Source organism: Streptomyces sp. NPDC013457, assembly GCF_043089925.1.
Lineage (GTDB): Bacteria > Actinomycetota > Actinomycetes > Streptomycetales > Streptomycetaceae > Streptomyces.
This window is the reverse complement of record NZ_JBICBL010000004.1, coordinates 379,525-394,007: the sequence shown is the minus strand read 5'-3', so window position 1 is coordinate 394,007 and position 14,483 is coordinate 379,525. Positions and strand designations below refer to the sequence as shown.

Annotated in this window: 14 protein-coding genes; 9 read left to right on the top strand and 5 right to left on the bottom strand. The window is 71.1% G+C overall.

The window, feature by feature from the left end:
• Window position 1 precedes the first annotated feature (1 nt).
• From ACF1G2_RS13600 to ACF1G2_RS13585, 4 genes are all read left to right on the top strand, one after another.
• A complete protein-coding gene (locus tag ACF1G2_RS13600; RefSeq protein ID WP_391798413.1) occupies window positions 2-919 on the top strand; it encodes a F0F1 ATP synthase subunit gamma in 918 nt (305 codons plus the stop codon).
• Window positions 919-2,361: a F0F1 ATP synthase subunit beta gene (atpD, locus tag ACF1G2_RS13595; RefSeq protein ID WP_384521856.1), complete on the top strand. Its 1,443-nt coding sequence runs from the start codon at window positions 919-921 to the stop codon at window positions 2,359-2,361. Before ACF1G2_RS13600 ends, atpD begins: the two co-directional genes overlap by 1 nt.
• Window positions 2,362-2,472: 111 nt before the next feature.
• Complete coding sequence (locus ACF1G2_RS13590; RefSeq protein WP_352188973.1) at window positions 2,473-2,847, top strand: F0F1 ATP synthase subunit epsilon; 375 nt, start codon at window positions 2,473-2,475, stop codon at window positions 2,845-2,847.
• Between the two features lie 144 nt (window positions 2,848-2,991).
• Window positions 2,992-3,438 carry a DUF2550 domain-containing protein gene (locus ACF1G2_RS13585; RefSeq protein ID WP_391798412.1) on the top strand — a complete coding sequence of 149 codons (447 nt, stop codon included), beginning with the start codon at window positions 2,992-2,994 and terminating at the stop codon, window positions 3,436-3,438.
• A 74-nt stretch (window positions 3,439-3,512) separates the two neighbouring features.
• Here the strand turns inward: ACF1G2_RS13585 and ACF1G2_RS13580 are convergent, their stop codons facing one another.
• From ACF1G2_RS13580 to ACF1G2_RS13570, 3 genes are all read right to left on the bottom strand, one after another.
• A complete protein-coding gene (locus tag ACF1G2_RS13580) occupies window positions 3,513-5,360 on the bottom strand; it encodes a glycosyl hydrolase family 18 protein (protein WP_391798411.1) in 1,848 nt (615 codons plus the stop codon).
• A gap of 124 nt (window positions 5,361-5,484) precedes the next feature.
• Window positions 5,485-6,135, bottom strand: a complete 651-nt coding sequence (locus ACF1G2_RS13575; protein ID WP_391798410.1) for a response regulator — start codon at window positions 6,133-6,135, stop codon at window positions 5,485-5,487.
• Complete coding sequence (locus tag ACF1G2_RS13570) at window positions 6,123-7,337, bottom strand: sensor histidine kinase (protein ID WP_391798409.1); 1,215 nt, start codon at window positions 7,335-7,337, stop codon at window positions 6,123-6,125. The genes ACF1G2_RS13575 and ACF1G2_RS13570 overlap by 13 nt, the downstream gene beginning before the upstream one ends.
• A 154-nt stretch (window positions 7,338-7,491) precedes the next feature.
• On the opposite strand from ACF1G2_RS13570, the gene ACF1G2_RS13565 reads away from it, so the two are divergent.
• On the top strand, window positions 7,492-8,067 hold the full coding sequence (locus ACF1G2_RS13565; protein WP_391798408.1) for a hypothetical protein: 576 nt from the start codon (window positions 7,492-7,494) through the stop codon (window positions 8,065-8,067).
• Here the strand turns inward: ACF1G2_RS13565 and ACF1G2_RS13560 are convergent.
• On the bottom strand, window positions 8,064-8,636 hold the full coding sequence (locus tag ACF1G2_RS13560; RefSeq protein WP_391798407.1) for a cob(I)yrinic acid a,c-diamide adenosyltransferase: 573 nt from the start codon (window positions 8,634-8,636) through the stop codon (window positions 8,064-8,066). The genes ACF1G2_RS13565 and ACF1G2_RS13560 overlap by 4 nt on opposite strands.
• 229 nt (window positions 8,637-8,865) lie before the next feature.
• On the opposite strand from ACF1G2_RS13560, the gene ACF1G2_RS13555 reads away from it, so the two are divergent.
• The 3 genes from ACF1G2_RS13555 to ACF1G2_RS13545 all read left to right on the top strand — a co-directional run bounded on the left by ACF1G2_RS13555 (window position 8,866) and on the right by ACF1G2_RS13545 (window position 13,015).
• Window positions 8,866-9,714 (top strand): 3-hydroxyacyl-CoA dehydrogenase family protein, encoded by an 849-nt coding sequence (locus tag ACF1G2_RS13555; RefSeq protein ID WP_383165288.1) that lies wholly within the window; start codon window positions 8,866-8,868, stop codon window positions 9,712-9,714.
• Between the two features lie 126 nt (window positions 9,715-9,840).
• Entirely contained in the window at window positions 9,841-10,164 is a 324-nt protein-coding gene (locus ACF1G2_RS13550; protein ID WP_024761898.1) for an STAS domain-containing protein, read from the top strand.
• Window positions 10,165-10,456: 292 nt separating this feature from the next.
• Window positions 10,457-13,015 carry an ATP-binding protein gene (locus ACF1G2_RS13545; RefSeq protein ID WP_391798406.1) on the top strand — a complete coding sequence of 853 codons (2,559 nt, stop codon included), beginning with the start codon at window positions 10,457-10,459 and terminating at the stop codon, window positions 13,013-13,015.
• A 79-nt stretch (window positions 13,016-13,094) separates the two neighbouring features.
• Here ACF1G2_RS13545 and nucS read toward each other — a convergent pair whose 3' ends face one another.
• Window positions 13,095-13,766 carry an endonuclease NucS gene (nucS, locus tag ACF1G2_RS13540; RefSeq protein WP_329115828.1) on the bottom strand — a complete coding sequence of 224 codons (672 nt, stop codon included), beginning with the start codon at window positions 13,764-13,766 and terminating at the stop codon, window positions 13,095-13,097.
• Window positions 13,767-13,994: 228 nt separating this feature from the next.
• Here nucS and ACF1G2_RS13535 point away from each other — a divergent pair, with 228 nt between their 5' ends.
• On the top strand, window positions 13,995-14,387 hold the full coding sequence (locus ACF1G2_RS13535) for an SCO5389 family protein (RefSeq protein WP_017236120.1): 393 nt from the start codon (window positions 13,995-13,997) through the stop codon (window positions 14,385-14,387).
• Window positions 14,388-14,483: the final 96 nt, after the last annotated feature.

Below are 14,483 nucleotides of genomic sequence, written 5' to 3'. Positions count from 1 at the left end.
CATGGGAGCGCAGCTCCGGGTCTACAAGCGTCGCATCAAATCCGTCACCGCGACGAAGAAGATCACCAAGGCGATGGAGATGATCGCCGCCTCGCGTGTCGTCAAGGCGCAGCGCAAGGTGCAGGCGTCGACCCCGTACGCCACCGAGCTGACCCGCGCGGTCACCGCGGTGGCCACGGGTGCGAACGACAAGCACCCGCTGACCACCGAGACGGAGAACCCGACCCGCGCCGCGGTCCTGCTCCTTTCGAGCGACCGTGGTCTGGCCGGTGCCTTCAACTCCAACGCCATCAAGGCGGCGGAAGCGCTGACGAGGAAGCTGGAGAGCGAGGGGCGCGAGGTCGACATCTACGTCGTCGGCCGTCGTGGCATCGCGCACTACAACTTCCGTGAGCGCAAGCTGGCCGACTCGTGGACCGGTTTCACGGACCAGCCGGAGTACGCGGACGCCAAGAACATCGCGGCTCCGCTGATCGAGGCGATCGAGAAGGACACGGCCGAGGGCGGAGTGGACGAGCTCCACATCGTCTACACCGAGTTCGTCTCGATGATGACGCAGACGGCGGTCGAGGCCCGGCTGCTGCCCCTCAGCCTCGACGAGGTGGCGAAGGAGGCGGGCGAGCAGGACACGCTCCGTCCGCTGTACGACTTCGAGCCGTCGGCGGAGGACGTCCTCGACGCCCTTCTGCCGCGCTACGTCGAGAGCCGGATCTACAACGCGCTGCTCCAGTCGGCTGCCTCCAAGCACGCCGCCACGCGCCGTGCGATGAAGTCGGCGACCGACAACGCGGGAGACTTGATCAACAACCTCTCCCGACTTGCCAACGCGGCCCGCCAGGCCGAAATCACCCAGGAAATCAGCGAGATCGTCGGTGGCACCGCAGCCCTGGCCGACGCGACCGCGGGGAGTGACAAGTAATGACGACCACTGTTGAGACGGCCGCCGCCACGGGCCGCGTCGCCCGGGTCATCGGCCCGGTCGTCGACGTGGAGTTCCCCGTCGACGCGATGCCGGAGATCTACAACGCGCTGAACGTCGAGGTCCCGGACCCGGCCGAGGAGGGCGCGACCAAGACGCTGACCCTCGAGGTCGCCCAGCACCTCGGTGACGGCGTCGTCCGCACCATCTCCATGCAGCCGACCGACGGCCTGGTTCGCCAGGCCCCGGTGACCGACACCGGCGAGGGCATCACCGTGCCCGTCGGCGACGTCACCAAGGGCCGTGTGTTCAACACGCTGGGTGAGGTGCTGAACGCCGACGCCTCCACCGTGGCCGACGCGCCGCGCTGGACGATCCACCGCAAGGCCCCGGCCTTCGACCAGCTCGAGTCCAAGACCGAGATGTTCGAGACCGGCCTGAAGGTCGTCGACCTTCTCACCCCGTACGTCAAGGGTGGAAAGATCGGTCTGTTCGGTGGCGCCGGTGTCGGCAAGACCGTTCTGATCCAGGAGATGATCGTCCGTGTGGCCAAGCTGCACGACGGTGTGTCGGTCTTCGCGGGCGTCGGCGAGCGCACCCGTGAGGGCAACGACCTCATGGTCGAGATGGAGGAGGCCGGCGTTCTCGACAAGACCGCGCTGGTCTTCGGCCAGATGGACGAGCCCCCGGGCACCCGTCTGCGCGTGGCCCTCGCCGGTCTGACCATGGCGGAGTACTTCCGCGATGTGCAGAAGCAGGACGTGCTGTTCTTCATCGACAACATCTTCCGCTTCACGCAGGCCGGCTCCGAGGTCTCGACCCTGCTCGGCCGCATGCCCTCCGCCGTGGGTTACCAGCCGAACCTGGCCGACGAGATGGGTCTCCTCCAGGAGCGCATCACCTCGACCCGTGGTCACTCGATCACCTCGATGCAGGCGATCTACGTCCCCGCGGACGACCTGACCGACCCGGCCCCGGCCACCACCTTCGCCCACCTCGACGCGACGACGGTTCTCTCCCGTCCGATCTCCGAGAAGGGCATCTACCCGGCCGTGGACCCGCTGGACTCCACGTCCCGGATCCTGGACCCGCGCTACATCGCGCAGGACCACTACGACGCCGCCACGCGCGTCAAGGGAATCCTGCAGAAGTACAAGGACCTCCAGGACATCATCGCGATCCTCGGTATCGACGAGCTGAGCGAGGAGGACAAGCTCGTTGTCCACCGCGCCCGCCGTGTCGAGCGCTTCCTGTCCCAGAACACCCACGCGGCGAAGCAGTTCACCGGTGTGGACGGTTCGGACGTTCCGCTCGACGAGTCGATCGCCGCGTTCAACGCGATCTGCGACGGTGAGTACGACCACTTCCCCGAGCAGGCCTTCTTCATGTGCGGTGGCATCGAGGACCTCAAGAAGAACGCCAAGGAGCTCGGCGTCTCCTGAGCCCCGTGCTCTCGTGAGGGGGGCGGGTGTGTCCCGCCCCCCTCGTCACGCCCATTAGAATTGACCCCAACACCCGGCACGACCGCCGGGTGGTGACCCGAGGAGCCACCCTTGGCTGCTGAGCTGCACGTCGAGCTGGTCGCCGCGGACCGGAGTGTCTGGTCCGGCGAGGCCACCCTGGTCATCGCACGTACCACCTCCGGCGACATCGGCGTCATGCCCGGCCACCAGCCGCTGCTCGGTGTGCTGGAGTCGGGCCCGGTGACCATCCGTACCAGCGAGGGCGAGACCGTCGTCGCCGCTGTGCACGGTGGATTCATCTCGTTCGCCGACGACAAGCTGTCTCTGCTTGCGGAGATCGTCGAGCTGGCGGACGAGATCGACGCCCAGCGCGCGGAGCGTGCGCTGGAGCGCGCCAAGTCGGAGTCGGACGCCGCCGCCGAGCGTCGCGCCGATGTCCGGTTGCGTGCGGTAGCGGTCCGCTAGCGGACCGCGCCGAGAGTTGTGCCCTCAGCCGCGGCACGGCTGGAACTATCCAGACCGTGTCGCGGCTGAGGCGATGCAGATGCAGGTTGTATTCGGTTACGCCGGCGATGCCGGTCACGGGACGCAGCGAGGAGGTCGGTGAAGATGTTCCTCGCTCTGCTCCTGAGCGGCCTGGTCGTCGCACTGGTGGTGATCGGGCTCTTCGTCTTCGGCTTGCGCCGCAGGCTGATCCAGCGCGCCGGGGGGACCTTCGACTGCTCCCTGCGCTGGAACATCCCCGAGGAGCCGGACCTCTCCGGCAAGGGCTGGGTGTACGGCGTCGCCCGCTACAGCGGTGACGAGATCGCCTGGTTCCGGGTCTTCTCGTACGCGCCCCGCCCCCGCCGGGTCCTGGAGCGCTCGGCCATCGAGGTCCTGGAGCGCCGGATGCCCGAGGGCGAGGAGGAGCTCGCGCTGCTCTCCGACGCCGTGATCCAGGGCTGTATGCACCGGGGGACACGGCTGGAGCTGGCGATGAGCGAGGACGCTCTCACCGGCTTTCTCGCCTGGCTTGAGGCGGCGCCTCCCGGTCAGCGCGTCAACGTGGCCTGACGCAGGCGAACGACGTAGCGAACGACGACGGCGGGGACGGTGTGCTGCACCGTCCCCGCCGCGTCGTTCCCGCCCTAGTTCAGCCCGCTGTTGATGGCTCCCACCAGCTCGCCGTTGCCGGTGTCACCGCTGAACTCCCAGAAGAACGCGCCGCCCAGGCCCTGGTTCTTCGCCCAGCTCATCTTGGACGTGACCGTGGCCGGGGTGTCGTAGCTCCACCAGTTGGATCCGCAGTGCGCGTACGCCGTTCCGGCCACCGTGCCGTTGGCCGGGCACGAGTTCCGCAGGACCTTGTAGTCCTCGATGCCCTGCTCGTACGTGCCGGCCGCCGGGCCCGTGGCCGTGCCGCCGGGGGCGGACTGGGTGACGCCGGTCCAGCCGCGGCCGTAGAAGCCGATGCCGAGGAGCAGCTTGTTGGCCGGGACGCCCTTCGCCTTGAACTTGGCGATCGCCTCGGCGGAGTTGAAGCCCGCCTGCGGGATGCCGGCGTACGAGGTGAGCGGGGAGTGCGGGGCCGTCGGGCCCTGCGCCGCCCAGGCGCCGAAGAAGTCGTACGTCATCACGTTGAACCAGTTCATGTACGGCGCGGCGCCCGCGTAGTCGGCGGCGTCGATCTTGCCGCCGGAGGAGGCGTCGGCCGTGACCGCGGCCGTGACCAGGGCGTTGCTGCCGAACTTGGCGCGCATGGCCTGCATCATGTTCTTGAAGGAGGCCGGGCCGCTGGTGTCGCAGGACAGACCGCAGGCGTTCGGGTACTCCCAGTCCAGGTCGATACCGTCGAAGACGTCGGCCCAGCGCGGGTCCTCGACCAGGTCGTAGCAGGACTGCGCGAAGGCGGTCGGGTTCTGCACGGCCTGGCCGAAGCCGCCGGACCAGGTCCAGCCGCCGAAGGACCACAGCACCTTGATGTGCGGGTAGGCCTTCTTCAGCTTGCGCAGCTGGTTGAAGTTGCCGCGCAGCGGCTGGTCCCAGGTGTCGGCGACGCCGTCGACCGACTGGTCGGCGGTGTAGGCCTTGTCGTAGTCCGCGTAGGAGTCGCCGATCGTGCACCTGCCGCCGGTCACGTTGCCGAAGGCGTAGTTGATGTGCGTGATCTTGGAGGCGGAGCCGGACGTCGCGATGTTCTTGACGTGGTAGTTCCGGCCGTAGACACCCCAGTTGGTGAAGTAGCCCAGCTTCACGGTGGAACCGGTCGGTGGCGGCGGGTCGCCGCCCGTGGTGCGGACGTTCGCGGCGCCGCTGGCGGGGCCGGTCTGGTCGACGGTGTCCCGGGCGACGACCGTGTAGCTGTAGTCGGTGCCCGCGGTCAGCCCGGTGTTCGTGTACGTGAGTCCGGTGACCGTGGCGATCGTGGTGCCGTTCCGCCGGACGTCGTAGTTCTTGACGCCCTTGTCGTCCGTGGCCGCGGTCCAGGTCAGCTTGACCGAGGTGTTGGTGACGTCGGAGGCGACCGGGGTGCCGGGGGCGGAGGGCGCGTTGTCGCCGGGCTGGGTGCCGCCGTCGCAGGAGCCGCCGTTGACCTTGCAGCCGCTCGGCGCGCCGGAGCCGGAGCCGTTGAAGCCGAAGGAGATGGAGGCGCCCGGGGCGAGGGTGCCGTTCCAGCCGACGTTCTTGGCGGTCCAGTGGGTGCCGGAGCTGGTGACGGTGGCGTCCCAGGCGGAGGTGACCGCGGTGCCGGCGGGGTAGTCCCACTCGACGGTCCAGGAGGAGAGGGTGGTGGTGCCGGTGTTCTTCACCGTCCACTTGCCCTCGAAGCCGGTGCCCCAGTCGGAGACCTTGGTGTACGTGGCGGTGGCCGCCGTGGCGGCTTCGGCGGGGGCGGCGAGGCCGACCATGGCGGCCAGGGGCAGGATCAGGGCGGTGAGACCGGCGGCGGCCCGGTGTCTGAACCCTGTTCTGCGCGTCGGTGCTTGAGTGCTCAACGGTGCTCCTCAAGTTGCGGACGGACGAGCGATGGGGGTGGTCCGTGAAGTGCGCGCGCCCCGCGAGCGTAGAAAGGTCTGGACCAACCGTCAAGAGGTCCAGACCAACGTCGGAAAGGGTGGATCAGACACCCAACTCCCGTGCCAGAACGGCTGCTTGGGCCCGACTGCGGACACCCAGCTTTCCCAGCACCTTGCTGACGTGCGTCTTCACCGTCGCCTCCGCCATGTCCAGCCGTTCCGCCACCTCCGCGTTCGACAGCCCCCTGGCCAGCGCCGCCAGCACCTCGCGCTCCCGGGGTGTCAACGCGTCCAGCGCGGCAGGGTCCACCGCGCTCCGCGTGGGCGCCGGTGCGCGCGGGGTGGCGAACTCGGCGATCAGCCGCCGCGTCACGGCCGGGGCGATCAGGCCCTCCCCGCGCGCCACCGTCCGTACCGCCTCGATCAGGTCCTTCGCCTCGGCGTTCTTCAGCAGGAAGCCCGCCGCCCCGGCCCGCAGCGCCCCGAACACGTACTCGTCCAGATCGAAGGTGGTCAGCACGAGCACGTCTGCCAGCCCCTCCGACACGACGAGGCCGGTCGCCGTCACTCCGTCCATCCGCGGCATCTGGATGTCCATCAGGACCAGGTCCGGGCGCAGCTCCCGGGCCAGCTCCACCGCCCGCTCGCCGTCGGCGGCCTCCCCGACCACCTCGATGTCCGGCGCGCTGCCCAGGATCAGGACGAGCCCCGCCCGGACCGCGCTCTGATCCTCGGCCACGATCACCCGTACCATGCCGACGGCTCCTTGTCGTTCGTCCCGACGGGCAGGACAGCCCGTACCCGCCATTCTTTCCGTCCGCCGTCCGAGGTGACCGGGCCGGCCTCGAACTCCCCGTCGAGCAGCGCCACCCGCTCCCGCATCCCCACCAGACCCGCCCCCGAGCCGGGGGCGCGCGGCCCGGGCTGCCCGCCGAGCGCACTGGTCACGCCCACCGTGAGGGCGCCGCCCGCGCGGCGGCCGAGCTCCACCCGTACCTCACCCGGCGCCGCGTGCTTGAGGGCGTTCGTCAGCGACTCCTGCACGATCCGGTACGCGGCGAGCCCGACCGGGGCCGGCAGCGCCTCGCGGCTCCCCGCCCGGGTGTCGTCGATCGAGAACGTCAGCCCGCTGCTCCGCCCGTTCGTCGCCGCCTGGGCCACCAGCGCGTCCAGGCCCTCCAGGGTGGGCGCGGCCGACGGCTCCATGTCCCCGCTGCTGTCCCGGAGCAGTCCGATCAGCCGCCGCATCTCCGCGAGGCCCTCCACGCTGTTCTCCCGGATCACGGTCAGTGCCTGCCGGGTGGTCCCCGGCTCGTCGAGCGACAGCGCGGCCGTGGAGTGGATCGCGATGGCGGAGAGATGGTTGGCGACCATGTCGTGCAGCTCCCGCGCCATCCGGGCGCGCTCGGCCACGACGGCCTGACTGCGGTCCATCTCGGCGAGCAGCGCGGTCTGCTCCGCGCGGAGGCGGGCGGCGTCGGCTGCCTGGCGGTGGTTGCGCACGACGGCTCCGGTGACGGCGGGCAGGAACGACAGCATGCCGGTGATCAGCCCGATCACCAGGGCGGCAGCGTTCTGCCACCAGACGAGGAAGCCGATCGTCACCCCGATCGTGATCAGCCCGGTGGTGTACGGGACGCGCCGGGCGGCGGACGGCGGCCCGTAGACAACGGCCGCGTAGACCAGGTCCGTGAACATCAGCGCGGTCACGAGGGTGCCGTAGGTGAACTGGTCCGCCACGAGCGCGACCGTGCCGACGATCAGGGCGGTCTGCGGCAGCGAACGGCGCAGGGTCGCCATGGCGGCCATCACGACGAGCGGGATCAGGGTCGCCCACCGCGCGGTGATCAGCCGGTCGGTCTGGGTGTGCAGCCCGTAGGACCACATCAGCAGGCCGACGGCGAGGCCGCCGACGGCGATGAGCAGATCGACGCGGTGCGGTCGGGGGAGTGTCACGGTCCCATCCAACACGGCGGTGCGGCGCCGGGCCTCGCCGTGCGGGCCGATCCGCCCCTCCGCCGAAGGATGTAGGCGTACGTCGTCATCGGCGACGACGATCCGGGCGGAACGCCGGGGGACGCTGGAGGGGAACCGAGAGGGGAGTTCCGCCGTGATCGTCACGCTGATCGTGATCTGCGAGGTCGGCTTCTGGGTGCTGCTGGCCGCCGGCCTCGCCGCCCGCTACCTGCTGAAGATGCCCCGGTTGGGCCTCGCCCTGCTGTTGTGCGAGCCGCTCCTGGAGGTCCTGCTGCTCGTCGTGACCGCGATCGATCTGAAGAACGGCGCGGAGCCGAGCTGGCGGCACGGTCTCGCGGCCGTGTACATCGGCTACACCGTCGGCCACGGCCACCGCACCGTGAAGTGGCTCGACGGCCACGCCGCGCACCGCCTGGGCGGCGCGCCGCCGCCGGTCGGCCCGCCGCGCTACGGCATGGCGCGCGCCCGCCACGAGGGGAAGGTCTGGCTGGGCTCGGTGACCGGCGCGGCGGTCGCGTCCGGACTGCTGCTGCTCGCGATCTGGTACGTCGGCGACGCCGGGGACACGCAGTCGCTGAAGGGCTGGATCGGCTTCGCCTGGCGAGCGGTCGGCTTCCACGGCCTCTTCGCGCTCAGCTACGTCGTCTGGCCGAGGAAGGCCCCGGAGGGGGAGCCGGAGTCACCGCTCACCGCCCGGGACCGCGTCTAGCGCTCTCCGCCGGGGACCCAGAGCACGTCCCCGACCTCCTTGTTCGCCGTCCTCGCAAGAATGAAGAGCAGGTCCGAGAGGCGGTTGAGGTAGGTCGCCGTCAGGGCGTTCATCGTCTCGCCGTGGACCTCCAGCGCCGCCCATGTCGAGCGCTCCGCCCGGCGGACCACCGTGCACGCCTGGTGCAGCAGCGCCGCACCGGGCGTGCCGCCGGGCAGGATGAAGGAACGCAGCTTCTCGAGCTCCTCCAGGAAGCGGTCGCAGTCCGCCTCGAGCTTGTCGACGTAACTCTGCTCGACCCGCAGCGGCGGGTACTTCGGGTCCTCGACCACCGGGGTGGAGAGATCCGCGCCCACGTCGAACAGGTCGTTCTGGACGCGGACGAGGACCTTCACGACCTCCTGGTCGAGCTGCCCGAGGGCGATGGCCGTACCGATGACGGCATTGGCCTCGTTGGCGTCGGCGTACGCCGAGATCCGCAGATCGGTCTTGGCGGTCCGGCTCATGTCGCCCAGGGCGGTGGTGCCCTGGTCGCCGGTACGGGTGTAGATGCGCGTCAGATTGACCATGAGCCCAGCGTAGTGACGCACCGGCCCTCCGGAGCGCCCCTGTGCCGACCGTCACGGCGAGCGCCGCCGACCCCGCTGGCGTACGCCGTACGGGGGCAGGCGGCCTGTCGCGAGTGTGACGTCCGTCAAACCGGGCGTGACGCGCGTTACTTCGCGGTCACATCCCGCCTCCCGCCCGCTAATCTCCGCCGAAGAGTCAGAAGTGAACAGGTGTTGAGGGGTGGAAGACGTGGCCAGGAAGCTCGCCGTCATCGGAGCCGGACTCATGGGGTCGGGAATCGCGCAGGTCTCTGCCCAGGCGGGCTGGGACGTCGTCCTGCGTGACGTCACCGACGCCGCGCTGACCCGGGGCACCGACGGCATCAAGGCGTCGTACGACCGGTTCGTCGCCAAGGGCAAGCTGGACGCCGCCGACGCCGAGGCGGCCCTCGGCCGGATCACCGCCACGACCGAGCTCGACGCGGTCGCCGACGCCGACATCGTCGTCGAGGCCGTCTTCGAGAAGCTCGAGGTCAAGCACGAGATCTTCCGCTCCCTCGACAAGATCGCCAAGGACGGCGCGGTCCTCGCCTCCAACACCTCCGCCATCCCGATCACCAAGATCGCGGCCGTGACGGAGCGCCCGGAGGCCGTCGTCGGTACCCACTTCTTCTCGCCGGTGCCGATGATGCAGCTCTGCGAGCTCGTCCGCGGCTACAAGACCAGCGACGCCACCCTCGCCGCGGCGCGGGAGTTCGCCGAGTCGGTCGGCAAGACCTGCATCGTGGTGAACCGTGACGTCGCCGGCTTCGTCACCACCCGCCTCATCTCGGCGCTGGTCGTCGAGGCCGCCAAGCTCTACGAGTCGGGCGTCGCCACCGCCGAGGACATCGACATCGCCTGCAAGCTGGGCTTCGGCCACGCCATGGGCCCCCTCGCCACGGCGGACCTCACCGGCATCGACATCCTGGTGAACGCCACGAGCAACATCTACACGGAGTCCCAGGACGAGAAGTTCGCGCCGCCGGAGCTGATGCGCCGGATGGTGGACGCCGGTGACATCGGCCGCAAGAGCGGGCAGGGGTTCTACGAGCACTGATCGCCGGAAATCGATCGGCGTTCACCCCACCGGGTGAATTCGGTATCAGTTCGCTTACAAGGCGCAACGCTTCTGCGCCAACGACAGTCAGTTGATGAAAAGACGGAGCACCCTAGGGGAGCGCATATGCACATCAGGGGCGACCATGTCGAGCTGGTCGTCGGGGGCCGCCTCGACGTCCGGAGCGCGGCGGACGCCCGTACGGTCCTGCACTCGGCCGTCGACGACGGAGTCGGCGACCTCGTGCTCGACCTGACCGGTCTCGACTCCTGGGACGCCACCGGGCTCGGGGTCATCATGGGCGCGCACCGCCGGGCCGGCCGCTGCGGACGGCGGCTCGTGCTGCGTGGCGTGCCGCCCCAGATGCAGCGTCTGCTCGTGGCGACCCGGCTGCACCGCATCCTCGCCATCGAGGGCGGCCTCGCCGCCGAGTCGCTGCCCCGCGTCTGACCCGCGCCCCTGCCGGGCGGACCGGTCGCGGGGCGGACCGCGGCGCCAGCCGACGCCGTAACCGGCTGTGAAGCTGCTGTGAGAAACCGGCGTCCCGGGCCAATCCTTAGCGGACCGTGACGTCTTGGGCGGGGTGGCACCCCGCCTGTTCCCGGATACTCGTGGAACGTCTAGGGTTCGGTCGCCCGCCCATTGACGAACCCACCCGGCGGGCACCGGACCAGAAGCGACAGCGCGCGTGCGGATCGGCCGGAGGGGCTTCCGTACGCACCGCTTTTGGGGGGCTTGAACCATGGACCCGATGAACCGGGAGCCGGAAGAGCACGGCTACGACCACGAAGGCGACGACGTCCGCGGCGGCCTCCTGCCCGAACGCGGTCCGGCCACACCCGCCCGCGTCCGCACCGCCCGCGTCGTCTCGGGCGACCTGCTGCTGACCGTCAACCCCGTCGACGGCAGCGAGATCGAGGCCTGCCCGCCCGGAGAGCAGCCCGAGCCGCCCCGCCGCCGCACCGCCCAGGAGCGCGCCGAGGCCGCCCGCGCGGCCACCCCGCCCGTACCGCCCGGTCCCGCCGCCCCGCCGCTGCCGCTGCTCGAACGGCAGGAGGAGCACGAGCGGCTCGTCCAGCTCCTCTCCCGCGGCCGCTCCGCCCGTGTCACCGGCCCGGCCGGCTCCGGCCGCACCGCGCTCCTCGACGCCGTCGCCGCCGACTGCGCCGACCTCGCGCCGGACGGCGTCGTACGGCTCTCCGGCCACCACCGCACCGCCACCGAGCTGCTGTACGAACTCCACGCCACGGTCCAGCACGCCCCGGACCACCGGCCGGACCGCTCCGGCCTGCTCGCCCTGGTCCACGACATCGGCGCCGTCGTCGTCATCGACGACCTGGAGCTCGGCGGCGCCGCGCTCGACGACGTCCTCGACGCCGCCCCCGAGTGCGCCTTTCTGCTCGCCGCGGCCCCCGACGCCCCGGCCCCCTCGCCCGACGCCCACCTCGAAGAGGTCGCGCTCGCCGGCCTCGGCCGCGCCGCCTCCCTCGCCCTCCTGGAGCGCGCCGTCGACCGGTCGCTCACCGACGACGAGGCGAACTGGGCGGGCGACCTCTGGTTCGAGTCCGAGGGGCTGCCGCTGCGTTTCGTCCAGGCCGGTGCCCTGCTCCGGCAGCGCGACCGGCTCCGGGTCACCCCGGCCGAGTTCGACGCGTTCGGAACCCAGGAGGAGACCGCCCCCTCGGAGTTCGACGCCTTCGGCGCCCTCGACGACGCCTTCGGACCGGGCGCCGACGGTCCCAGCGCCCCGCAGGACTCCGTGGACCCCGTCGACATCGAACTGCGCGAGATACCCCTGCCCAGCCTCGGCGAGGGTGCGGCTCCGGCCGCCCTGCTCGCCTCCCGGCTCAGCCGCTCCGCCCAGGACACCCTGCGGTTCGCGGTCGCCCTCGGCGGCGAGGTGCCGCACCAGGCACACCTTCCCGCCCTCGTCGGCGACACCCACGCGGACGCCGCCCTCGGCGAACTCATGGCGTGCGGACTGCTGACCCCCGTCGGCACCCGCTACCGTCTCGCCGCCGGCATCCTCACCCAGCTCGTCGCCCACGGGTACGACGAGGACGCCACCGGCCGCGCCCACGCCGTCGCCCAGCACTACGCCTGGTGGGCCGGACACCCCTCCGTCACCCCCGCCCGCGCGGCCGCCGAGGCCGATGCCGTCCTCGCCGCCCTGGCGGCGATCGTGCCCGGCTCGGACCCCGAACACTCCGCCACCGCCGTCCTGCTCGCCCGCAGCGCCGCCCCCGCCTTCGCCGCGGGGCTGCACTGGGGCGCCTGGGAGCGGGTGCTGCGCGGCGGCCAGGAGGCCGCCCGGCTGGCCGGCGAGGTGGCCGAAGAGGCGTACTTCCACCACGAGTTGGGCATCCTCGCGCTCTGCGCCGGAAACCTGGAGCGGGCCCGCGCCGAACTGGAGGCGTCCGTCGGCATGCGCGGCGTCCTCGCGGACAAGCGCGGCACCGTCGCCGGCCGCCGGGCGCTCGCCCTGGTCGCCGACCGCAGCGGCGGGCCGCTGGGCGCCGACGGCGCGCCGTCGGCGGCACGGCAGGAGGAGTCCCCCTCCCCGCCGCGCGGCATCCCGAAGGCCGTCGCCCCGCCCGTCGTGCCCCGCCCCGCCGTACCACGTTCCGCGGCCGCGGCCGCGGCCCCGACCTCGCCGATCCCCGCCTTCCCGGACTTCGCCGACGAGGGCCCGACCCTCATCTCCCGCCCGGACACCCGGCCGGGCGAGCAGAGCACGAAGGGGGGCGGCCGCTTCGGCATCGTCGCCGGGGCCCGCCGCAACCTGGTCGCGGTCGGTACGGGAGTGCTCCTGGCCGCCGTGCTCGGCACGGTCGTGACCATCGGGGCCACCTCGGGCGAAGCCCAGGACCCGGGCACCGGGCGGGTCACCTCCGACCGTACGGCCGACGAGGAGAACGGCGACGAGATCCTCGACGCCGAGGAGCCGGCCGAGGGCGCCGCGGACGGCCCCTCGGAGAGCGCCTCGCCCAGCCGTTCGGGATCGGCGAGCCCGGCCACGCCCGGCAGCTCGGGCGCCCCGGCCACCTCGCCGTCCGGTACGCCGGGCGCCACGGCGACGACGACGGGAAAGCCGGCTCCGACGGCGACCTCGCCGCGCCCGACGGTCAGTCCGACGCGGTCGACGTCGCCCAAGCCGACGCCGAGCACGACGCCGCCGACCACGCCGCCGACGACCCCGCCCACCACACCTCCGACGACGCCGCCGACCACGACGCCGCCCGGCGGCGAGGGGAGCCCCAGCAACACCGCCTCCGGCGACTCCACCGGCAACCCGGCCTGACCGTCGCGGAACGTCGACGGTCCCGGGTGCGTTCACCGCACCCGGGGCCGTCGACGTATCCGTACGTCCTGAAGACGTCCTAGAACAGTCGGAGCTTGTCGTCCTCGATGCCGCGCATCGCGTCGTAGTCGAGCACCACACAGTCGATGCCGCGGTCCGTCGCGAGCACCCGCGCCTGTGGCTTGATCTCCTGGGCCGCGAAGACGCCCTTCACCGGCGCGAGGTGCGGGTCGCGGTTGAGCAGCTCCAGGTAGCGGGTCAGCTGCTCCACACCGTCGATCTCGCCCCGGCGCTTGATCTCCACCGCGACCGTCGCCCCGTCGGCGTCCCGGCAGAGGATGTCCACCGGGCCGATCGCCGTCGGGTACTCACGGCGGATCAGGGTGTGGCCCTCGCCCAGCGTCTCGATGCGGTCGGCCAGCAGCTCCTGGAGGTGCGCTTCCACGCCGTCCTTGATGAGGCCCGGGTCGACGCCGAGTTCGTGCGAGGAGTCGTGGAGGATCTCCTCCATCGTGATGATCAGTTTCTCGCCCGCTTTGTTCACCACGGTCCAGATGCCGGCCTCTCCGTCGACACCTTCCTTGAGGGTGCACGGGGGCGACATCCAGTTGAGCGGTTTGTACGCGCGGTCGTCCGCGTGGATGGAGACGCTGCCGTCTGCCTTGACCAGGATCAGACGGGGAGCGGAGGGCAGGTGGGCGGTGAGCCGGCCGGCGTAGTCCACGGAGCAGCGGGCGATGACGAGACGCATGGTCGGCAACGCTACAAGACACACGCTCTTCCGCGCGATTCGGCTCTTAACGCCCGCTGGACGACCGTCACTTATTGGCCGGTTGTGCTCCCATTCTCCTGGTGCGCTCCGGACGCCGCGCTTACCGTGGAGACAGGAGGTCGCCGTCCGTGCACGCTGCGTGTCGCACGGGGGTCCTTCATCCCTGCCCGTAAGACCCCGTCCGTCGGGGTCGCGAGAGGAGAACCCATGTCGCTCGACGTCTCACCGGCGCTGTTGGAACAGGCCGAGCGAGGCGAGGTCGACGAAGCCGACTTCGTCGACTGCGTCCGGACCTCCCTGCCCTACGCATGGGAGATGATCAGTTCTCTGGTGGCCCAGCTGAAGGTCGACGGCGGCGAGTTCGCCGACAACCAGACGCCGCCGCCGAACGAGCAGGCACGTGGTCAGCTGTTGCGTGCACTCGCGAGTGACGCCATCCGTGGTGCGCTGCAGCGGCACTTCGGGGTGCGTCTGGCCTTCCAGAACTGCCACCGTGTGGCGGTGTTCCCGCTCGACCCCGCGGTCGACGAACGGCTCGCCCGCTTCACCTCCGTACGGGGTCAGCTGCTCAACCAGTCGCCGGAACTGCGCGACTGCTGAGGCAAGGTGCCGCCGCTCCGCATCGCGGGAGACGCGATCGTTGCGAGAGATGCCGGCGCGGCGGCACCGGACCCGCACACCGCACCAGACTCATGG

Excerpts from the sequence above, each read along its gene's own strand:
- nucS (WP_329115828.1), bottom strand. The coding sequence starts at position 13,766 with ATGCGTCTCGTCATCGCCCGCTGCTCCGTGGACTACGCCGGCCGGCTC.
- ACF1G2_RS13575 (WP_391798410.1), bottom strand. The coding sequence starts at position 6,135 with ATGGTACGGGTGATCGTGGCCGAGGATCAGAGCGCGGTCCGGGCGGGG.
- ACF1G2_RS13560 (WP_391798407.1), bottom strand. The coding sequence starts at position 8,636 with ATGGTCAATCTGACGCGCATCTACACCCGTACCGGCGACCAGGGCACC.
- atpD (WP_384521856.1), top strand. The coding sequence starts at position 919 with ATGACGACCACTGTTGAGACGGCCGCCGCCACGGGCCGCGTCGCCCGG.
- ACF1G2_RS13585 (WP_391798412.1), top strand. The coding sequence starts at position 2,992 with ATGTTCCTCGCTCTGCTCCTGAGCGGCCTGGTCGTCGCACTGGTGGTG.
- ACF1G2_RS13545 (WP_391798406.1), top strand. The coding sequence starts at position 10,457 with ATGGACCCGATGAACCGGGAGCCGGAAGAGCACGGCTACGACCACGAA.
- ACF1G2_RS13535 (WP_017236120.1), top strand. The coding sequence starts at position 13,995 with ATGTCGCTCGACGTCTCACCGGCGCTGTTGGAACAGGCCGAGCGAGGC.
- ACF1G2_RS13550 (WP_024761898.1), top strand. The coding sequence starts at position 9,841 with ATGCACATCAGGGGCGACCATGTCGAGCTGGTCGTCGGGGGCCGCCTC.
- ACF1G2_RS13600 (WP_391798413.1), top strand. The coding sequence starts at position 2 with ATGGGAGCGCAGCTCCGGGTCTACAAGCGTCGCATCAAATCCGTCACC.